15 protein-coding genes and 1 tRNA gene are annotated in these 21,670 nt (G+C 42.9%); 6 read left to right on the top strand and 10 right to left on the bottom strand.

Translation table 11 applies throughout. The features are described from left to right. Nucleotides 1–55 precede the first annotated feature (55 nt). The 4 genes from GL182_RS18645 to GL182_RS18630 all read right to left on the bottom strand — a co-directional run bounded on the left by GL182_RS18645 (nucleotide 56) and on the right by GL182_RS18630 (nucleotide 4,405). Nucleotides 56–313, bottom strand: coding sequence for a hypothetical protein (locus tag GL182_RS18645; protein ID WP_163381304.1), 258 nt, complete (start codon nucleotides 311–313; stop codon nucleotides 56–58). Further along, nucleotides 310–1,311, bottom strand: coding sequence for a RhuM family protein (rhuM, locus tag GL182_RS18640; RefSeq protein WP_240469887.1), 1,002 nt, complete (start codon nucleotides 1,309–1,311; stop codon nucleotides 310–312). Before rhuM ends, GL182_RS18645 begins: the two co-directional genes overlap by 4 nt. Before the next feature lie 1,075 nt (nucleotides 1,312–2,386). Beyond that, a tRNA-Val gene (locus GL182_RS18635) sits at nucleotides 2,387–2,461 on the bottom strand. A gap of 114 nt (nucleotides 2,462–2,575) precedes the next feature. Further along, nucleotides 2,576–4,405: a TonB-dependent receptor plug domain-containing protein gene (locus tag GL182_RS18630; protein WP_163381303.1), complete on the bottom strand. Its 1,830-nt coding sequence runs from the start codon at nucleotides 4,403–4,405 to the stop codon at nucleotides 2,576–2,578. Between the two features lie 217 nt (nucleotides 4,406–4,622). On the opposite strand from GL182_RS18630, the gene GL182_RS18625 reads away from it, so the two are divergent. Further along, complete coding sequence (locus GL182_RS18625) at nucleotides 4,623–6,575, top strand: M1 family metallopeptidase (RefSeq protein ID WP_163381302.1); 1,953 nt, start codon at nucleotides 4,623–4,625, stop codon at nucleotides 6,573–6,575. A 46-nt stretch (nucleotides 6,576–6,621) separates the two neighbouring features. Here the strand turns inward: GL182_RS18625 and GL182_RS18620 are convergent, their stop codons facing one another. Both GL182_RS18620 and GL182_RS18615 read right to left on the bottom strand, forming a co-directional pair. Further along, on the bottom strand, nucleotides 6,622–7,089 hold the full coding sequence (locus GL182_RS18620; RefSeq protein ID WP_240469886.1) for a VOC family protein: 468 nt from the start codon (nucleotides 7,087–7,089) through the stop codon (nucleotides 6,622–6,624). Between the two features lie 82 nt (nucleotides 7,090–7,171). After that, the gene (locus GL182_RS18615) at nucleotides 7,172–8,803 is read right to left on the bottom strand and encodes a S41 family peptidase (protein ID WP_163381301.1); all 1,632 of its coding nucleotides are present in this window, start codon (nucleotides 8,801–8,803) and stop codon (nucleotides 7,172–7,174) included. A 176-nt stretch (nucleotides 8,804–8,979) separates the two neighbouring features. Here GL182_RS18615 and GL182_RS18610 point away from each other — a divergent pair, with 176 nt between their 5' ends. From GL182_RS18610 to GL182_RS18595, 4 genes are read left to right on the top strand one after another with little or no spacing between them, the layout of a single operon-like run. Continuing rightward, nucleotides 8,980–9,738, top strand: coding sequence for a hemerythrin domain-containing protein (locus tag GL182_RS18610; RefSeq protein ID WP_163381300.1), 759 nt, complete (start codon nucleotides 8,980–8,982; stop codon nucleotides 9,736–9,738). Continuing rightward, complete coding sequence (ruvX, locus tag GL182_RS18605) at nucleotides 9,738–10,151, top strand: Holliday junction resolvase RuvX (RefSeq protein WP_163381299.1); 414 nt, start codon at nucleotides 9,738–9,740, stop codon at nucleotides 10,149–10,151. The genes GL182_RS18610 and ruvX overlap by 1 nt, the downstream gene beginning before the upstream one ends. Further along, nucleotides 10,148–10,696, top strand: a complete 549-nt coding sequence (gene def, locus GL182_RS18600; RefSeq protein WP_163381298.1) for a peptide deformylase — start codon at nucleotides 10,148–10,150, stop codon at nucleotides 10,694–10,696. The genes ruvX and def overlap by 4 nt, the downstream gene beginning before the upstream one ends. Before the next feature lie 42 nt (nucleotides 10,697–10,738). Continuing rightward, nucleotides 10,739–11,530: an amidohydrolase gene (locus GL182_RS18595; protein ID WP_163381297.1), complete on the top strand. Its 792-nt coding sequence runs from the start codon at nucleotides 10,739–10,741 to the stop codon at nucleotides 11,528–11,530. A 3-nt stretch (nucleotides 11,531–11,533) separates the two neighbouring features. Here GL182_RS18595 and GL182_RS18590 read toward each other — a convergent pair whose 3' ends face one another. Beyond that, a complete protein-coding gene (locus tag GL182_RS18590) occupies nucleotides 11,534–13,663 on the bottom strand; it encodes a T9SS type A sorting domain-containing protein (protein WP_163381296.1) in 2,130 nt (709 codons plus the stop codon). Between the two features lie 462 nt (nucleotides 13,664–14,125). Here GL182_RS18590 and GL182_RS18585 point away from each other — a divergent pair, with 462 nt between their 5' ends. After that, on the top strand, nucleotides 14,126–15,418 hold the full coding sequence (locus tag GL182_RS18585) for a UDP-N-acetylmuramoyl-tripeptide--D-alanyl-D-alanine ligase (protein WP_410492719.1): 1,293 nt from the start codon (nucleotides 14,126–14,128) through the stop codon (nucleotides 15,416–15,418). A 61-nt stretch (nucleotides 15,419–15,479) separates the two neighbouring features. Here GL182_RS18585 and lpdA read toward each other — a convergent pair whose 3' ends face one another. The 3 genes from lpdA to GL182_RS18570 all read right to left on the bottom strand — a co-directional run bounded on the left by lpdA (nucleotide 15,480) and on the right by GL182_RS18570 (nucleotide 21,406). Further along, nucleotides 15,480–16,877 carry a dihydrolipoyl dehydrogenase gene (gene lpdA / locus GL182_RS18580; protein ID WP_163381295.1) on the bottom strand — a complete coding sequence of 466 codons (1,398 nt, stop codon included), beginning with the start codon at nucleotides 16,875–16,877 and terminating at the stop codon, nucleotides 15,480–15,482. 66 nt (nucleotides 16,878–16,943) lie between these two features. Continuing rightward, nucleotides 16,944–18,521 carry a 2-oxoglutarate dehydrogenase complex dihydrolipoyllysine-residue succinyltransferase gene (odhB, locus tag GL182_RS18575; protein WP_163381294.1) on the bottom strand — a complete coding sequence of 526 codons (1,578 nt, stop codon included), beginning with the start codon at nucleotides 18,519–18,521 and terminating at the stop codon, nucleotides 16,944–16,946. 89 nt (nucleotides 18,522–18,610) lie between these two features. Then, on the bottom strand, nucleotides 18,611–21,406 hold the full coding sequence (locus GL182_RS18570) for a 2-oxoglutarate dehydrogenase E1 component (RefSeq protein ID WP_163381293.1): 2,796 nt from the start codon (nucleotides 21,404–21,406) through the stop codon (nucleotides 18,611–18,613). Between the last annotated feature and the right edge of the window lie 264 nt (nucleotides 21,407–21,670).

Genomic DNA, 21,670 nt, shown 5'->3' with positions numbered 1-21,670 from the left:
AAGTAATTCTTTCCAGCAACTTTTTGGGAAAACCTTCGAACGAACTCTTCATTTCTTAATAATAGTCTCCCGAATCACCGGAATCCAGTCCGGAGACGGTGAGGGCATGGGTTGCCGTGTCCCGGGAATTTAGCGGCACGCCGGTGTTAAACCACTGGTATTCGGATTTCGGACTGGTCCCCCGGTCTATGGCCGTCGTAAAGACCTGGGTCTGGCCGGACAGTTTGTTGGTTGTTTTGGTTGCGTCCACCAGGTCCTGAATCCCGTATGAGGAAGTATTGTCAATTAGATAATGAAATTGTTCTAGCGTCATATTTTATTTCGGTTTAGAACACTAATCACCAATTTCTTCACCGTGTCCATTTCCTCAGGTTTGCTTGATGCGATAAACAAAGTTAAGCTAGCCAATGCATCATTGCTGATAATTGAAATCCCTTCTCTATTAAGCAATAGGTTATTTGACTGTAAAAAGAGAAGAAAACAAGCTGCGGCAATCCTTTTGTTGCCATCAACGAAACCATGGTTTTTTACAATTAGGTAAAGAAGCATGGCAGCTTTCTCTTCTAAGGTTGGGTAGAAGTCCTCTTCCCCAAAGCCTTTGCCGATTTGTGAAATGGCACTCTCAAAGCTTCCGTCCTTTTCTTTTCCAAAAACGCCCGACTCAAACTCGGACTTCATAGATGAGATTACATGTTGGTAATCCGATAGTTCGGGATAATTAGCCGTTCTCTTACTTAAACCTTTTGTATCAAGATTTTCATGATCGTAATCGTCCAGCAATTCCAGTCCTTTCGCAAAATGGTTCAGCCAATCCAGGTTTTGATTATTAGCTTTATGTTCTATTGCCCGGCTTAAGATCCTAATTCCGTCCTTAAGCGTTTGGACTTCCTGTTGCTTTTGTGCCAATCTTTTTTCATTGATGACGTAGCCCTGCACGAGGTAGTCTTTGAGTCGCTGGGTGGCCCATTGGCGAAATTGCGTGCCTTGTGCAGATTTGACCCGGTAGCCAACTGATATAATTACATCAAGATTATAGTGGTCTACTTGGTAGGATTTTCCGTCTAATGCAGTTGTCGCAAAATTTGCGACAACTGCATCCTTTTCTAATTCACCATCATTGAAAACGTTATTGATATGTTTTCCTATAGTTTTTACATCTCTCCCGAAAAGGACAGCCATCTGATTTCTGTTTAGCCAAACAGATTCTTTCTCAACCAAAACTTCAATTTGAGTCTGGCCATCACTTCCTTGGTAGATTTCGATTTTACTTTCCATGATTTTTGAGTATTCCCTAAATTCTGCAATCTCCATGTTTTTCATCAATTTTGGGAGCTATTTCCAAATTTAACTAATTTGGCGCTGACTTGGAGGCTGTAAAACTAACACCTTAAACCTACTGGTTTCTATAACCTGTGGGTCGGTGTTTGGTTGAAAAAAACCATTAGGTTTTGTCAGACAAACACACAACTTGCAAGGACTGCGCACAACGGATTTGTTGTTGTCCAAAACGGAATTTTCCGGTTTGTAGATTGAATTCAATGAACGGCTTTCGAATTGTAATTTAGTTGAATAATTATATTTTTATCTATATAAAAATAAATATAGGTATGAAAATATCTACCTATTGGGATAGAAAACTCTTTCACTTTGCTGGGGCTAATCCCCAGCTGGTCCAAATTAGGACCTTGTCCTTCTGTTGTTAAACATGTTATTCATAGTTAAATGTTTTATTTTTCGTCAAAACCACCTACTACACCTACTACCTTACTACATTTGGCAGTTTATTTATTGAAATTCAGTAGGTTATGATGTTAAAGAATTAAAAACCATCTTACTACAAAAGTCCTTTTTGTAGTAGGTTGTAGTAACTTAAAATAATTCATCTTACTACAGATTAAAGGTTTGATTTTCATTAAGATATAGGCTAATTGTAGTAAGTAGTAAGTTGATTTTGTTTGGTGTAGTATCGCTTTTCAGGGAAGGTTTGGTGCTCAGACCACCTCCAATGGCACTGGATATATCCTAACAGTTTAGGTGCTATTCCCCCTTCGACGGGGCATATGTGAATTTACAGGGCTAAAACTGTTTTCTTCTTTTTTCACTCGCAAATACTTCGTTTAGTCTCAGATTGTTCATGAGCGTATTGGGACATAACGTATCTGATATAAGGGTCTTTATGAAAAAGTATAGACTGGAATTATGAATTTAAACCGGAAGTTGATTGGTTCGTCTAAACTGAAAATTAAACTTATCCGAATTGGAGGTGTTTGCAAATTTGAGATTTCTAAATTTAAAAAACTTAAATTAAAAGCCCCATAATTAGCCCCACAGTTAAAAAAAAAGAACCCTAACTATCTAAAATATAGACAATTAGGGTTTCAATCCGTGGGAGTTGAGGGATTCGAACCCCCGACCCTCTGCTTGTAAGGCAGATGCTCTGAACCAACTGAGCTAAACTCCCAATGATTTACATAATTTGAGCAAAAATTCTCTGCTCTGTCTCGATTGGGAATGCAAATATAGATTTAATAATTTCCAGTGCAAAACTTAGAATGATTTTTTTTGTCTAATTTTCTTAATCACTCAAGTTAAAGGAAACTCCTCCCCGGGCCCATCTTCCTGGCATTTGTACGGTTCCTGCTTCGATGTAATCAGTATTGCCCAGGTTCGATATTTCTGCAAAAAAGCCTATTTTTTTCAAGCGGTTAACATCCATCCTGATGTCCACCAAAAAATAGGGTGCCAATTTCATGCGTTCTATGTAACGGCTTTTCGCTGTCAATTCTATGTTTTCCTTGTATTCGGCCCTTACCCCCACGATAAATTGGTGTTTTAATGCATTTAAAGAGTATTGCGTTTCCTGTCCCTCTTTCTCGATCAGGTCTGCAGCTATATAGTTGTAACTCATGGTAACTTCATCCAGTCGCAATGCATGGGAAGATCTTTCAAACTGATATTGAAAACCTGCTTCTAATCCCTGAAACACCACCTCGTTAAAGTTTTGAGGCTGCCAGGGCGTATCTTCATCCGGACGTGTCCATTCTATCAGGTTATTGGTATGCCTGTTAAAATATGTCAATTCCGCATTAAAACCCTTTTTGGATATTTTAACACCGGCCTCATAATTGCTGGCTTTTTCAGGTTCAAGATCGTCATTTCCAATATTGGTTGGCCCTACATAATACAAATCCGTGTAGGTAGGTATTCGAAAACTGACCCCAAAATTCGCATAGGTTCGGAACCAGGAATTGAGTTGGTAGCCAATTTCTGCTCCGGGAAAGTGTTTCCATCCATATTCAGAATAAAAGTTGGAATATATGCCTGCCCTGATATCCCCCTTTTCCGAAAACTCCAGCCGGTGTTCCAGAAAGGCTCCCATCAAATCCCTGTCTCGCAACCCGAGGTTATTGCTGTCTATGCTTTCCTTTCGGCCTTCTACTCCCAGGCCAATGGTACCTACTCCGGTTTCTTGACGTGCATTTATTTCCAAAGCAAAAACATCCGTCTGGTGTATATTTTGGAAAATGGCGGGATCGTTTCTTACCAATCGGAATTCATCCTGGTTTTTTCTCCAATAAGCGCGGGTCGATATATAGCTGTCTCCTTTTTCGAAGGTATGACTTAGTGATGCGAGGCTGGTCTGTATGCTTTCCCATTGGTCGGGAAAGGAACTGGTATAAAATCCATTCGCACCAAAATCCCTGTCTGCATAGGCCAGCATGGTTTTCAGCTCATGATATTGGTTTATAGTCAAACCTCCTTCATAAAAAATATTGCTTACCCTATAGTCAGAATTGTACCAGTGCCCATCGCTGGCATCATGGGACACCGCCAGGCTCTGCCGGTATTTTCCTACAGGTAAACTCACCTGAAATGAAGCACCTCTCATCCCAAAATCACCCCCATATACACCAGCCTGTAGCTGGAATTTTTCAGGCAATTCGGTGATGATGTTGATGGCACCAGCATACGCATTCTGGCCATAGATCCTTGAAGCAGGCCCTTTGAGAATGTCCACCCTTTGTATTCCTGCCAGAGGAACGGGAATGTTCACCATGTGATGGCCGGTTTGGGGATCAGATAGTTTAATGCCATTGACCAACATAAGGGTTTGTTCGAATGATCCGCCTCTGATGCCAATGTCTGCCTGAACTCCCCCTATGCCACGTTGTCGTACGTCTACACCGGGAGTAAATGAGAGGATTTCCTGTAGGCTTCTTGCAGGAGTAGTTTCGAGGGCTTTCCTGTGAATTATATGGATATTTCTTGAGCTTTTTGAAAATGGAATTTCCATTCTGTTTTCTTGGATGATTACCTGATCCAATGTAATGGAAGTGCTGTCATCCTGCCCATAAACGCAAAAGGAAAGGGCAAACAATAAAGAGAACAAAAGGTAATTTTTCATGGTAATTATTTGGTTAGGATTCTCAAATTACCCTCCAAAAAACCAAAATTACAAATTAGTGTTCGAATGGTGAGGTTAGAATTAAATGAAAAATAAGCTTTTCAATAGCTATATTTTTATAATAGGATGAATTGTAGGCACATTAAAAAAGTATGATTCTTCCGTAATGATTTCTTCTTTCCTATTTAAATCTATTATTTTAGCAAAAAACAAAATTATGAAACATATGCAAATAGGAAAATGGTTGGTACTGTTGCTGCTATTTTCATCAAATGGGCTTTCCGCCCAGGTAACAGAAAACAACCAGAATGACTTTAATGATTTTTCTTACAGACAAGGCAGTGCCTATCGGGCTGCTTCTGGATTGCCTGGACCTGAATATTGGCAAAATGAGGCAGATTACCAGATTGAGGTAACACTCAATGAGGAAACGCATAGCCTGATGGGAAAAATAGAGATTTCCTACACCAATAATAGTCCTGAAAGTTTGCCGTTTATCTGGCTTCATCTGGAACAAAATAGGTTCAAGTCTGATTCCAGGGGTACACTCACCACTCCCATACAGGGAAACAGGTATTCAGGAGACATTGATGGGGGATATTCAATTTCTCAGGTTTCTGCGGAATTGGAAAAAAGAGGGAGCAAGCCATCTTCCCGATACCTGATCGAGGATACCCGAATGCAGGTATTTTTTGATGAGCCCCTTCCAGCCAATGGTGGTAAAGCAAAAATAAGCATGAATTTCGAATTTAGGATTCCGGAAAAAGGCATGGACCGAATGGGTCGGCTGGATGTAAATGATGGTACTATCTATGCTCTTGCCCAATGGTACCCCAGGGTGGCAGTATTTGATGATGTAGTAGGCTGGAATATTGAACCCTATTTGGGAGCAGGAGAGTTTTATCTGGAGTATGGTGATTTTGACTATAAAGTCACCGTCCCTTACGATCACATAGTGGTAGGTTCTGGCGCACTTCAAAACCCAAAAGATGTGCTGAATGGCAGCCTGATGGAACGAATGGACCTGGCATCTAAAAGTGACAGTACGGTGTTTCTGGTTAAACCTGAAGAAGTGTTACAACCTGAATTGACGCGGCCAAAGCAAGAAGGGAATATCACCTGGCATTTTAAAATCGAAAATGCAAGGGATGTGGCCTTTGCTTCTTCCAGCTCTTTTATCTGGGATGCTGCCATGATTCGTTTACCGGACGGAAAGACAGCCATGGCACAGTCTGTATATCCCAAAGAGAGTGATGGTCAGGATGCCTGGGGAAGATCTACTGAATACAGCAAGGCATCTATTGAACATTATTCCGAAACATGGTACCCGTACCCTTATCCGGTGGCTGTCAATGTGGCGGCGGATATCAACGGAATGGAATACCCAGGGGTGAATTTTTGTAGCTACAAAAGCAAGGAAGGATCATTATGGGGAGTTACTGACCATGAATTTGGTCACAACTGGTTTCCCATGATTGTTGGTACAAACGAGAGACGTTATGCCTGGATGGATGAAGGATTCAATACTTTCATCAACCATTACAGTTCAAAGTTATTTAATGAGGGAGAATATGGTTCCAATTTGGACCAAACCCGCCGGTATGTCAATTGGCTTACCAATCCTGACAGAGAAGGTATAGATACCTATCCCGATGTAGCCAATACCTCAAACCTGGGGATGATTGCCTACATGAAACCTGCCATGGGCTTGCTGATGCTTAGGGAATATATCCTGGGAGAAGAACGGTTTGACAATGCCTTCAAAGCCTACATCAATGCATGGGCCTATAAACATCCACAGCCCAATGATTTTTTTAATATCATGGAAAATGTAGCGGGTGAAAACCTATCCTGGTTTTGGAAATCCTGGTTTTATGGGACCGACAATATTGATTTGGCCATCGAAAATGTGGTGCCTTATGGCAATGATCAGGTCATCATCTTATCCAATGAAGGGGGCGTTCCCATGCCAGTAAAACTAGAACTGACTTACGGAGATGGAAGCAGCGAAACACTAATGCTACCTGTAGAGATCTGGCAGAGGGGTGACCGGTGGAATCACCAACACCGTTCTGATAAGGAATTGACCAAGGTGGAAATTGACCCGGATAAAATCCTTCCGGACATCAATATTGCCAATGACAAATGGCCCAATAATATTTATGAATAAAGTTTAAAGGTGGCCTTATGGTCACCTTTTACTTTTACCAGGTTAATTAATATTCGTCGTTGATCTCTATCCAGTATCCGTTGGGGTCTTGGATATAAATCTGCCGCACACCGTCTGGACGAATATTGATTTTTCCTTTGTTATCTACGGCATCTTCAAAAGGGATATCATTTGCCACTAATTTTTTTATAAAGGCATCCAGGTCTTCAACGCTGAAGCAAAGGTGGTTGGTTTTATCAATCAGGGGTTCCTTCCAGGGCTTTTCCCGTTCAATGAGGTGCATGGAAAGTCCAAGTCCTATGTCATACCAGGCATGCAGTCCATCTTTAAAGGGTTCTTCTATGGTCTTAAGTCCTACAATGTCTTCATAAAATCGGCTGCTCTCTTTTAAATCTTTGGCATATACCGCAAAATGATTGATTTTAGTTTGGCTGTATCCATTCATAGAAATTAAAACAAGTAAAGTGATCCATGTTGAAAGGTAGATTTTTTGGGCCATGGGTTTTTGTCGCATTATTTAATTGTTTTGGGGAATTTAATCAATAAAAAAAGGACAGAAAATAATTTTCTGTCCTTTTTTTATTTTAATAGCTTACTTACTCTTCAAAAAAAGCCAGCGCATCGGCACTTTCCAGGAGTTTAAGTGCTTGTTGGTAGATCTCATTGATATTGTTGATTACCTTATAAAAGGCATTATCGTCGAATAGGTTTCTGGCAATATGTGCCTTGAGTAGGGTTTTCAAATAGGTCTTAGACTTATTGAACTCCTTTTCGTTAAATTTAACCTCATACTTTTCTCCTGTTTTAACCAGTTCATCAAGCATACTGTCGGAGATTTCATAGTTATTATAAAAGTCCTCAAATGACATGTCTGCAAATTTCTTCTTGTTCTGGTCGACATAGTCCAGAATGAACTCTCTCCAAGACTCTGAACTAAATAGTCTATTGACATAAGAACTGGTCATGCTTGTATCCAAAGGTACGAAATAATCAGGCATGATACCGCCTCCGCCGTATACGGTTCTTCCTTTTACAGTTTCATATTTCAGGCTGTCGTTGAAGTCCACACTATCTGCACTGAAGAATTCGCCATGTTCCATACGGTTAAAGTAATCCATGGCATAATCCTCTTCATCATCTCCATAAGGCTTTTGAATTGACCTGCCGGAGGGTGTGAAATACCGGGCAATGGTTAGTCTCAATTCTGCTCCATCGGAAAGGTCGATGGGCATTTGAACCAGCCCTTTGCCAAATGATCTCCGGCCTACAATCAGTCCCCTGTCATTGTCCTGTACAGCTCCAGCTACAATTTCTGAAGCGGAAGCACTGCCTTCATTGACCAAGATCACCACCGAACCATCTTCAAACGAACCAGGACGCACAGCTCTGGCTTTTTGACTATATCTTTTCAATTTGCCCTCCTGAGAGACGATCACAGCATTGTCTTTCAAGATTTCATCGGCAATATTGATGGCCGCACCCATGTAACCTCCAGGGTTGCCCTGCAGGTCCAGAATCAATCGATCCATTCCTTGTTCTTTAAGGCTCTGCAAGGCTGTTCTGAATTCCTCATGGGTGTTGGCAGCAAATCTGGTGATTTTTATATAACCAGTTTCATTGTCTATCATGTAGGAAGCATTGACACTGTATTGAGGGATTTTGTCTCTGGTAATATTATAATCCAGAAGATCATCCTCATTTTTTCTTTGTATACCGATCTTTACCTCACTTCCTTTTGGACCCCTTAATAGATCAAAAACATCCCGGTTTGTTACACCGGTACCGGCCACTGTCTCACCGTCCACCTTAATGATTTGATCACCGGGCAGCAAACCGATTTTTTCTGATGGCCCCCCAGTCAGGGGAGAAACCACATAAATGGTGTCTCTAAGTATACCGAATTCGATACCAATGCCATCAAATTCTCCTTCCAGCTGTGATTTTGCCAGGGCAGCATCTTCAGCAGGGATATAGCTGGAGTGCGGGTCCAGTTTTCCCAACATTTTTTCTATGCCAAACTCCACCAATTCATTGGTATCCACACTATCTACATAATCCCTGTTAATATAGGTAATGATCTCTTGTAGCTTGTAAATGGCAGATTTTAAGTCGTTTCTGTCCGTTTTGGGTTCTGCGAAAGTGGCACCAATCCAAATTCCCGCAGATATTCCCAAGGCGAGAAATAAGGGGAGTTTGATCTGTGCTTTGGTATTTTTCTCTATACTCACGTTATTCCTGTTTAAATTTATTAGGCATCAAAATGCTGACATCCAATTTAATGGATTTATATCAGATTTACAATTAAACACTTATTAAAGGCGTTTCGTTTAAATAAACGTATTAAAATTAAAATCGGTGCTGAAAGGTGCCCTTTTTTAAAGTATTTTATTTTATTTTTGTATTCATGCTTTCTTCAGAAAATAACCATAAAAAATCCATTGCAGAACTTGTCAGTGAAAACTACATCCTGGCTGAAGTGCTGCATTATTTTGGGATAAGTTTTTTTCGGCATGAGAAGTATTCTCTGGAGGAAGTTTGCCAGCAACACAAGGTTAACCTCAACCAAGTGATCACAGAGCTGGAACAATGGGCAAACAGGATAGAACCAACCAAAGAAGAACTTTACCTGCATCCCATTGAAGTTATGGTGAGCTACCTGAAAAAGAAGCACCGGTACTTTGTCCGACAAGCCTTACCATTTTTATCAAGTATGGTGGAAGGCATTGAATTAGGTGCCGCATATAAGGGTTTGATGACAGATTTGAGATTGATGTTCCCCCTTTTTGTGGATGATTTTATCCACCATATTCACGAGGAGGAAAATACCCTTTTTAATCGGGTAAGCATGCTGCAGGATTTTGACCGAGGCGTTTTGCCCCTATTCGAATCCATCAAAGTGTTTTCATTGCCCCCTGTCAGCAAAATGGCAGAAGAGCATGAAGCTCATGATGATGAAATGGAGGGTATCAGAAAGCTTACCAATGATTATCAAATCCCTGAAGATGCTCCGGTGTCCATGAAAATACTTTTTCACGAACTCCAGCAACTTGAGAGGGAACTTATCCTACATGCCAAAATTGAAAATGACCTGCTGTTTCCAAAAGCATTGGAGTTGGAAAAAGAGGTGAAGCGTAAAATTCTCCTTCAAATCAAAAACAATTGATGGGCAGGATTATGGCCATAGATTTGGGCACCAAGCGAACAGGTTTGGCCGTGACGGACCCATTGGGCATACTGGCAAATCCCCTGGAAACTATCCCTACCCATAATTTGTTAACATATCTTGAAAATTATCAGCGCCGAGAGAATGTCACGGAGATAATCATTGGTTTCCCAAAATCGCTGGATGGCAAAAATACCCATATGACAGCACCCGTTTTGGCTTTGGAGAAAAAGTTGAAGCGGCTTTTTCCAGGAAAAACCATTTCATTGGTGGATGAGCGCTTTACTTCCAAAATGGCCATGCAGTCCATGATCAGTATGGGAAGTAAAAAAAAGGACAGAAAAGAAAAGGCCGGCAACCTGGATAAAATCAGTGCGGCCATTATCTTACAAACTTATTTAGAAAGGAAATGATATACCCCATAGTTGCATACGGAAATAACATTTTAAAGAAAGAGGCAGCAGAGATTCAGGAAGGTGAAGATATGAAAGGTTTGATCACCGATATGTTTGATACCATGGGAAATGCAAATGGCGTAGGACTTGCTGCGCCACAGATCAATAAGGGTATCCGTTTATTTGTTATCGACAGCAGTTTGATGCTGGAGGAGGAAGATGAAGAAAAAGGCGTAAGAAAGGCCTTTATCAACCCGATTATTCTTGATGAGTACGGGGACAAATACGTTTTTGAGGAAGGCTGCCTGAGCATCCCCGAGGTCAGGGCTGAGATCACCAGACCAGAAAAGCTGACCATCGAATATTTTGACGAAAACTGGAACCTCAAAGAAGAAGAGTTTTCTGGCATGACTGCCAGGGTTATTCAGCATGAATATGATCACCTGGAGGGGATTCTTTTTATTGATTACCTTAAAGGACTAAAAAGGCGGATGGTGAAGGGAAAACTGCTGGATATAAGCAAGGGAAAGGTTCCGACAGACTACAGGATGGTTTATCCCTGATCAGCCGGTGTGTGTCAATTTTTCATTAAAAGTCATTTCATTGTGGAAAACCTCTCTTTAGCATTGTTTCAGATGGACCTGTATTGGGAAAATGCTTCCGCAAACCTGGCCATGTTTGAAGAAAAAATGTGGAATATGAAAGGTAAAGTGGATATAATGGTCCTGCCGGAAATGTTTACCACAGGATTTACCATGAATACCCTGAGCCAGGCAGAGCCCATGAACCTGCACAGTACCAAATGGATGAAGCAGATGGCCGCGCAGATGGATGCAGTAATTACAGGGAGTGTGATCATCCAGGAAGGAGGCAATTATTTTAACCGATTGCTTTGGGCGACACCTGATGGTCAATTGGCTCATTATGACAAACGACACCTTTTTAGAATGGCAAAAGAAGACCATCATTACTCCATGGGCAAAGAAAACCAAATCTTTACCTATAAAGGCTGGAAAATCAGGCCCCAGGTCTGTTATGATCTTAGATTTCCGGTCTGGTCTCGCAATGGGGCTTCCGGAAATGGAGAAATGGATTACGACCTGATATTTTATGTAGCCTCCTGGCCGGCACCAAGAGTGCAGGCATGGGACATCTTGCTGAAAGCCAGGGCTGTTGAAAACCTGGCTTATTGCATAGGTGTAAACAGGGTAGGAATGGATGGTAACGAGGTGCCCTATTCAGGGCATTCTGCCGCTTTTGATTTCAAGGGAAACTGCCTGGCATCCGGCGGTGAAAATGAAGGCATCATCAGGGTAGATTTGGATAAAACAGCTCTCCTAGCCTATAGGGAAAAGTTTCCAGCATGGAAAGATGCAGACCAGTTTAGTTTGAAATAGATTTCAGGGGCTAACCCAGATTTTCTTGTATTGCCTTTCTCTGTTTTTACCAATCATCTCCAATAGATACAAACCGGGAGCGAAACCAAAAAGACTGATTTCAGTTATTTCCTGTTGCCTGAGAGATAAGCCTTCCCTGATTTGTTTGCCGCTCGCCCCATAGATATTCAGGGTTACTTCTTCTTGATTAACGATCACTTTTAAATCTTCGCCCTTACTTGGGTTTGGAAAAACAATGGCATTCAGGTTTTCATCAGGTCCACCTTCATCACCAGAAATCCGGCTCAAATACTCTAATCCACCTGCCCTGTTTCCTATGATCAGGTCAGGACCATCTTCCACAAGACCCGGAACAAAGGTAATCCATGTATTTCTTCCAAACCTGGTTTGATCGAAATCTCCCACGCTTGTTTGTATAGAAACCCTGCTCATAACAGGTTCTCCCAAAACATCTTTTACCAGGAAAATGGCTCCCCGCTGGTCAATAGCCATCAAAGACACTTGTTCACCGGAGCTCGCTGCGATAGACAGATTTCTGTTTACAGGATTGTCTGCAAAACCCAAAAAATCTCTTTCCAGTAATTCCAGAATGGGACCAGCGGATAGGTCTATGGAAAACAAAACCAGTTCACCGGTTTGCCTGGCCAGGAGTAAGAAATCTGTGGTACCATCATGGAATAAAAAAATCTGATCCAAGCCCCTGAGGTTAAAGGAAGGAATGCTGATGTTTGTTTGATCTAACGGCGATGAAACGGGGCTAATCCATATTATTTTTTCAGGAATATTATTGCTTACCTGCTCCCCTGTAATTACATGGAAGGCCCGGTTGGAAGCTGACATGTATTCCTGGTAGCTCAGCTCACGGAGTCCGGCTGCTTCAAGGTCGAGAAAATCTTCATTTACCAATTGGAGTTGCTCATTTTCCAACTGAAATTCAAAAATTTTGCTTTTACTCTCTTTTTGGCTGGTAATATTAGCTGCAACAAAAAGGCTTCCCCCAAATTGATTTCCTTTAAAAAATGGCCGGGAGTTTTCACCGAAATCGAGCATGTTTTCCTGCAAAAAGGCTTTTGTTTCTGGTACTCCTCCCTGGTTGGGTGGTAATAGGTACAAGCTTTGTGCAAAATCTATCCCGAAATTGCTTGCCACCTCTGAAGAATGACTGGAAATCACCAGGTTTTCATCGAGGGGAAATGCCGCATGGAAAATAGGGAATTCTGGCAAAGGACCATATCCAGGTAAAGTAGTGGAAAAATTATCAAAGGAGGGTACCAGATCCGTTCCCTGATTGGGTAAGTAATACAAGGTTTTACACAGATCCTGCCCGATCAGTAAATCTTTTGTGCCATCTTCGTTAAAATCCCGGTATAGCAGGGTGTGCCCCCCGGAATGCTTGGTCCTCAACTGTTCGTTTGTGCTTTGGCTCGTAGAGATGGGTTGACCATTACAGGTGATACCAAAACTGATGTTGCCACATCCGCAAAACTCAAAATTACCCCATCTGCTTAATGCTGGGGCAAAGCCATCGATGTCGGTTTGGTTTTTTCTCTCCATACTGGTGTTTTGGTAAAATTCCAGGTAATCACCAGAGGCAAAATTAAAGGTGAGTACATCCAGGTCCCCGTCCCCGTCCAGGTCTTCGATCAAGGGGATATCCAAAATATTGCTGGTCAGGTTGGCCCCATTATCTAAACGGAGAAAATCCTGAGCTACTTCCCAGCGCGGAATATCGGCACCTGCCAGGTTTTTGTAGGCTTTGATACCAAAGGGAGAACCTGTAAACAAGTCTTTTCTGCCATCGCCATCAAAATCTTTAAGTATCATGAAAGCGTTGACATCATCCGGAAAATAGAAAGGAGCCTCGGGAATAGGTACGTACTCCCCGTTTGTTTTTCTGAAAGCCCGGATCATGCCAGCATTGATATCCCAGATCACTAATTCCTCCACTCCATCCCCATCCAGGTCAATTTCTTGTATCTGGGCCGCATTGATCCCACCGGCAAAGGGCATGGAAAGTTCCTGTCCGTCTCTAAACATCACCTTGGAAATACCGGTTTCGAACTGGTATTTTTCCTGTGCATGAACTTGCAGCAGGGTAATGAACATCAATAGGATACTGAGGCAATGGTTCATAGGAGTATGCTGTTTATCTATGGATCTTGGATGCTGGGTTTGAAATATACCTTTTGATTGGCTGGTTTTAAATAAAACTCCTTCTTTAAATATTGGTTCCATTTAATGATGCGATTGTGAAGGGCAAAAAGAAGGACCTGCCTGGTTCCGGTGTAAATATTGCGTTCAAAAGCATTCCTTTGTGTTAACTTTTTTAAACTGAAAATATTGTTAAGAAAGGGGCCATTTGATTGGATTCTTTTTCCCTGAAACAATTACAAGTATAGGAAGAAACCAAGACAGTTGCCTCGATAAGTGGGAAGATGGACCGCCAATTTCTTTGGATAGAAAATTTTTACCCTTTCTATATTTGAAGTAATTTTTGACCCTGAGCAATTTAAATTGCATGCAGATATGTTACTTTTGTTGGATGGAAGTCAATATTCCCATTTTTCTTACAATTGTAAACATAGAAATTTGAGCATGGATAGGATGAATTGGCTGCATGAGCATTTTTTGTCATGCAGGAGGGTGTGTACGGATACCAGAAAACTTCAAAAAGGGGACATGTTTTTTGCCCTCAAGGGACCCAATTTTGATGGGAATGAATATGCGGCAAAGGCTTTGGAACAAGGAGCATCTATGGCCGTGGTAGACGATCCTAAGGTAGTAGCCGGAGATCAGTTTGTTCTGGTTGCAGACGGACTGAAGGCTTTACAGGACCTGGCCACTTTTCATAGGAAGCAATTTAAAATACCGGTGATTGGGCTTACCGGCTCTAATGGAAAAACCACTACGAAGGAACTGATGCAGCTGGTATTGTCCGGGAAATTCAGGGTTCATGCCACGGAGGGTAACCTCAACAATCATATTGGCGTTCCCCTTACCTTATTGGGCATAACTAATGAAACGGAAATAGCCATCATAGAAATGGGGGCGAATAAGCAGGGAGATATTGCCGAGCTTTGCCATATCGCCCTGCCAACCCATGGACTGATCACCAACATTGGGCAGGCCCACCTGGAAGGAATGGGTGGTCCGGAAGGCGTGCTGAAAACTAAAACCGAACTTTTTCAATTCCTACTGGAAACCGGCGGACGAGTTTTTTTGAACACCAGGCAACAGGTATTTGCCAATATGAAACACAGGTTTAAGGATCCGGTCTTGTATCCTGAGTCAGGGAGCTTTTGTCCGGTAAAATTTCTTGGTGCCGATCCTTTTGTGGCTTTTAGTACCGCAGATAGTGATGTCAGTTTCACCTCTGGACTAATTGGGGAATATAATTTTGACAATATTGCTTCTTCCATTTGTTTGGGTAAGTTTTTTGGAGTGCCTTTGGAGGAAGCGGCTAAGGCAGCTGCAGGATATTCCCCATCAAATATGCGTTCCCAAATCCTGGAGAAACGCAGTAATTTGATCGTCATGGATGCTTACAATGCCAATCCCTCCAGTATGGAGGAGGCATTAAAGGCTTTTGGCAGACTGGATAAGAGGAAGCATAAGATGGTGATTGTTGGGGACATGTTTGAACTGGGAGAGCATGAGGTGGCCGCCCACGAAAAGCTCGGAGAACAATTGCAGGGGATGAAATTAGACAAAATCTGTCTCACGGGTAAACTGATCAGGCATGCCCTGCCGAAGGTGCCTAAAGCATTGTATTTCCCAGATCCACTTTCATTCAGAAACTGGCTGAAAGATTCTGCTTTGGAGGATTATCAGATTTTAATAAAAGGCAGCAGGGGGATGAAATTAGAGGCATTACTTGATTATATTTAAATCAACAAGGACCGCTGGATTTCCAGTGGTCCTTGTTTTTTTATGTATCAATTTATTGGTATTAAAGGTGCAGGGCGCGGTTGTCAGTTGCTGCCAGACAAGCTTCCCTAAATACCTCTGTATAGGTAGGATGAGCGTGGGACATTCTTGCAATATCCTCAGCGGAAGCCCGGTATTCCATGGCTACAACGGCTTCTGCGATCATGTCTGCCGTCCTTGGGCCGATCATGTGTACGCCCAGAATTTCATCCGTTTCAGCATCTGCCAAAACTTTTACCAGTCCGTCTGTATCTCCGCTTGCCCTGGCTCTACCTGAAGCCATAAAGGGGAATTTACCTGTTTTGTATTTTTTACCCTTCTCTTTAAGCTGCTCTTCGGTATATCCCACGGAGGCCACTTCAGGCCAGGTATAGACGACTCCCGGAATAAGGAGGTAGTTTACGTGTGGTTTTTGGCCGGCCAATAGTTCGGCTACAAATACGCCCTCTTCTTCTGCTTTATGGGCCAACATGGCCCCTTTAACTACATCCCCAATGGCATAAATGTGCTCCACATTGGTTCTCAGGTGTTTATCTACCTCTACCTGCCCCTTGTCATTGACATTTATCCCCGCTGCTTCGGTATTTAATCCATCTGTATACGGACGTCTGCCTATGGATACCAATACATAATCTCCCTTGATGGCGACCTCCTCGTCTTTGCTATTCTGTGCGGTTACCGTTACTTCTTTGCCTTTTCTTTCTACGCCGGTCACCTTGTGTTTGAGGTAAAATTCCATGCCCAGTTTTTTTAAGGACTTCTGAAGTTCCTTGCCCATGGTTTTATCCATGGTAGGGATGATCCCGTCCAAATACTCCACCACCGATACTTTGGCTCCCAATCTCGCATATACAGATCCCAATTCAAGTCCGATTACTCCGCCTCCAATGATGACAAGGTGTTTGGGGACTTCTTTGAGCTCAAGTGCTTCTGTAGAGGTAATGATCCGCTCTTTATCCAGATTGATAAATGGGAGGTTGGCAGGCTTTGACCCGGTGGCAATGATGATGTTTTTTCCACTGATTTCTTCCTTTTTGCTTCCTTCCTTTTGGATGATTACCGTGTTTTTATCCTTGAAAACACCTAAACCCTGGTGTACATCAATTTTATTTTTTTTCATCAGGTAAGCGATGCCGTCAACATTTTGCTTGACCACTTCCCGTTTCCTGCTGATCATCTGTTTGAAATTAACTTTCAGGTCCTTGAGATCTATACCGTGGTTCTTGAAAGTGTGTGCTGCATTGTGGAAATGCTCGGAGGAATCCAGCAAGGCCTTGGAGGGGATGCAACCTACATTCAAACAAGTACCACCCAAAGTGGGGTATTTTTCTATAATGGCAGTTTTAAGGCCAAGCTGGGCTGCCCTGATAGCGGCAACATAACCACCCGGTCCGGAACCGATTACGATTAAATCATACATAGTTAATCATTTTTTAAATTTTTGCCCGTACCTGGTACAAGCGCGAAGAATAGGTTGAAAAAAGCTTTAGATGCCCAGCAACAGCCTGGCAGGATCCTCCAGCAGCTGTTTCATGCGGACCAGGAAGCTGACAGATTCCCTGCCATCGATGATCCGGTGGTCATAAGAAAGTGCCAGGTACATCATGGGAAGGATTTTTACTTCTCCATTCACGGCCATGGGTCTTTCTACAATATTGTGCATACCCAAAATGGCTGCCTGGGGAGCATTGATAATAGGAGTGGACATCATGGAACCGAATATCCCTCCATTGGTAAGGGTAAAGGTGCCTCCGGTCATTTCGTCTATGGTCAGTTTGCCATCTCTTGCTTTAACTGCCAGGCGGACCACTTCCTTTTCGATTTCGGCAAAAGAAAGTTGTTCTGCATTCCGGATTACCGGTACCACCAATCCTTTGGGTGAGGATACGGCTATAGAAATGTCGCAAAAATCATGGTAGACGATTTCATTGCCATCTATTTGTGCATTGACTGCCGGCCATTCTTCCAAGGCGATGCAGGCGGCTTTGGTAAAAAAGGACATGAATCCCAGGTTTACCTCGTACCGCTCCTTAAACTTATCCTTGTATTGTTTTCGCAAATCCATGATGGGTTTCATGTTCACCTCGTTAAAGGTGGTCAACATGGCGGTTTCGTTTTTTACGGATACCAGGCGTCTGGAAATGGTTTTTCTCAGGGAACTCATTTTTTCCCTGCGGCTTGGCCGATCGCCCCTGGCTTCTGCTGCGGGTTTGGTTCCCTCTGTTTTTTCTTTGGAAGGAGCCTCGGTTTTTGACGGAGAAGAAGTAGATGGCTTTTCCGCCTTTTCCGCATCTTCTTTGGTGATGCGGCCATCCTTGCCGGTTCCATTTACTGATTGAGGGTCAATCCCTTTTTCAGAAAGAATCTTTGCAGCAGCCGGTGAAGCATGCCCGGTAGCGTAACTTTCTTTTCCAGAACTTTCCTGCTTGCTTTCTTCCGTGGATTTACTTTCACTTGTGGCGGATGTTTCTTCAGCAGGAGGCCCATCTGTCACCTCTATTTTGCAAATTAACCCGCCAATTTCCAGGGTTTCTCCTTCAGCAGCTACCTGCCTTAATATTCCCGATGCTTCAGCAGGCAGTTCAAAGGTGGCCTTATCCGAATCAACTTCAGCTATGATGTCATCCAATTCCACAAAATCCCCATCTTCCTTCAGCCAGGAGGCCAGGGTAACCTCAGTAATGGATTCCCCGACAGTGGGTACATGCATTTCTTTGATTTCTCCCGTGCTTTTGGATTTGGCACCCTTTTCAGCATTATCCGGTTTCTTTTCGACAGCATCCGATTCCTTTTTGTTGGCAGGTTTTTCCGGTTTGGACCCTTCCTTGGCCTCAGTATCGATCTCGCAAATGACTGCACCAATTTCCAGGGTTGCTCCTTCTTCAGCTTTGGTGTGAAGCACGCCTGCCGCTTCAGCCGTAAGTTCAAAAGTGGCTTTGTCGGATTCCAGTTCACAAAGGACCTCGTCCATTTCTACAAATTCTCCATCGGTTTTAAACCACTGTCCTACGGTGACTTCGGTGATGGATTCGCCTACGGCGGGGACTTTGATTGCTATACTCATTGGTTATTTGATTTTTTCCGGACGCTGGAAAGGTGCCGGCTTGAAAATTTCAATGTTAGTTTTATAATAATAGGTTATGAAATGGAAAATTAGGAATTTATTTTTAATGCCTTTTCCAAAATTTGCGTTTGTTCTGCTACGTGTACCTTGTGGTAACCAGTGGCCGGCGATGCACTGGCTTTTCTGGCAATCACATCCATGTTCAGGTCTTTGAATAGATTTCTTACCATAAAGGCCCAATACCCCATATTCTCTGGCTCTTCCTGTACCCAAAGTGTTTCTACCTCCTTACCATAAGCATTGATGGCTTTTAAAATCTGGGTCTTCGGTAACGGATGAAGTTGTTCTACCCTGATGATGGCCACGTCTTCGACTTTTTCTTTTTCCCTCATTTCCACGAGTTCATAGTAAATTTTACCAGAACAAAGAACGGCGCGTTTTACCTTTTTAGGGTCCACATGTTCGTCTGTCATTACTTCTCTGAAGCCTCCTTTGGTAAAGTCCTCCAGGGGTGATACCACCTTGGGGTGGCGAAGTAGCGACTTGGGAGACATGACGATGCATGGTTTTCTGAAGTTCCATGCGAGCTGCCTGCGCAGTAAATGAAAGAAATTGGCGGGTTCGGTCACATTGGCTACGACCACATTGTACTCTGCTGCCAGTTGCAGGAACCTTTCCGGTCTGGCATTGGAGTGTTCGGGGCCCTGTCCCTCGTAACCATGGGGGAGCAACATGACCAGGCCATTCATTTTTTGCCATTTGGATTCTCCGGAAGTAATAAACTGGTCAATCATGGTTTGGGCGCCATTGGCAAAATCACCAAACTGTGCCTCCCATACCGTTAGGGCATTGGGATTGGCCATGGCGTATCCGTATTCAAATCCCAGGACCGCATATTCCGAAAGAAGGGAATTGTAAATGTAAAATTTACCTTTACTGTCCCTCAGTTCTTTCAGGGAATTGTACGGTTTGTTGGTGTTTGCATCGTGGACCACTGCATGTCTGTGAGAAAAGGTGCCCCGTTGGCAATCCTGACCGGTGATCCTGACTGTCTTGCCCTCTAAAAGCAGGGAGCCATAGGCCAGCAGCTCTCCGGCAGCCCAATTCAGTGATTTGGACTGGAAAAACATTTCTTTACGCTGTTTTAGCTGCGCTTCAATCTGCTTGATGGGTTTAAAGCCCTTGGGCAATACTGTAAGCGCTTCGGCGATCTTTTCTATGGAATCCGTACTGATACCCGTGTCCGGAGATTTTTCAAAATCCTCCGGCTTGGCCCTATTTAGTGCTTTCCAGCCTTTTTCAAAGGGGCTGAAGGAATAGGGAAGTGGTTTTTCCTTGACCAGATTCAAACGGTCCTGCAGCAGCTGACGAAACTCCTTGTCCATTTGCTTGGCCAGCTTGGCATCTACCTGCCCTCTTTCCAACAATGTTTTGTTATAAATTTCCCTGGGGTTGGGGTGTTTGGAGATGAGGTTATACAGTTCGGGCTGGGTAAATTTCGGTTCATCTGATTCATTGTGCCCATGCCGGCGATAACAGACCATGTCAATAAATATGTCCTTATTGAATTTTTGCCTGAAATCAACGGCCAATTTAGCAGCATAGACTACCGCCTCCGGATCATCTCCGTTCACATGAATTACGGGAGCATCAATGATTTTAGCCACGTCGGTGCAGTAAATGGAGCTTCTGGCATCATCAAAATCGGTGGTAAAGCCTACCTGGTTGTTGATCACAAAGTGAATGGTACCACCTGTATAATATCCTTTCAGATTTGCCATTTGGGTGACTTCATAGACGACTCCCTGCCCTGCCACGGCTGAATCTCCATGGATTAGAATCGGAATCATTTTGTCTTCATCACCAGCGTAATGGTCATCTATCTTGGCTCTTACAAATCCCTCCACTACGGGATTGACTGCCTCCAGGTGAGAAGGATTGGGCGCCAGTTTCAGGATCATCAATTTCCCGTTTTTTGCCGGAACTTCTGAAGAAAAACCCAGGTGATATTTCACATCCCCATCCCCCATGGTAAGATCGGGCTTGGCGGTACCCTCAAATTCGGAGAAAATCTGCTCATAGGTTTTTCCCATGATATTGGCCAGCACATTCAACCTGCCTCTATGAGCCATACCGATCATAACTTCTTCCACACCCATGTCAGAGGCCTGGTTGATCAGGGCATCCAAAAAGGGGATGGTGCTCTCTCCCCCCTCCAGGGAAAATCTTTTCTGCCCCAAATACTTGGTGTGCAGAAAGTTTTCAAAAACCACTGCCTCATTGAGCTTGGATAGAATTCTTTTTTTATCCTCTAAGGGAGGATTGAATGCCAGGGCATCCTTTTCTACTTTGATTCTGAACCAATCCAGCATTTCCGGATCCCGGATATACAGGTATTCAAAACCCATGGATCCCTCATATATAATTTTCAGGGATTCAATGATTTTGGACAGTTTGGCATCTCCTATACCTATTTCATTGCCTGCCTGATAAACGGTGTCCAAATCGTTTTTGTCAAGGCCAAAATCTTCCAGGTCCAATAATGCTCTTCGGTCTCTTCTTTCTCTGACAGGATTGGTTTTGGACCTGAGGTGGCCCCTGGAGCGGTAAGCATGAATCAGGGCACGGACTTTGATTTCCTTGGGCAATCTTTCCATGTCCATGATGCTGCCTTTGGTGGCTAGATTGCCGTTTACGGGACCCTGCACATCTGATGCTGCTGCCCCACCATTTTCATCCTCGCCATATTTGCTGATGGCAAATTCAAAACCATCAAAAAATGCTTTCCAGCTGCTATCGATGGCCTCAGGATTATTTTTGTAATCATCATATAGCTCATCTATATAGGCTACATGGGCATTGGCGATATAAGAATATTTATCCATGGGTTATTTATGTTCTGTTGACAAAATTAGCTTATTAAGTTATTTTTTAAAAACCGCTTATGCGGTTTTACAAATATAGTTGAATATCAGGTTTTTAAATTTACGCATTCAAAATAAAAACTGGTTTAATGGAGTTTGATAGAATATAATTGTTATCTAACCATTTTTATAAAAGTAGATTCTGATTTAGCTCTTAATGGACCGATTATTTCTTTCAATTAATTGGTTTTTTGAGCAGGATAGCGTTTCCTCAAGGCAAATAAA

This window comes from Cyclobacterium sp. SYSU L10401 (genome assembly GCF_010993705.1).
Lineage (GTDB): Bacteria > Bacteroidota > Bacteroidia > Cytophagales > Cyclobacteriaceae > Cyclobacterium.
This window is presented reverse-complemented; position numbering and strand designations above follow the sequence as displayed.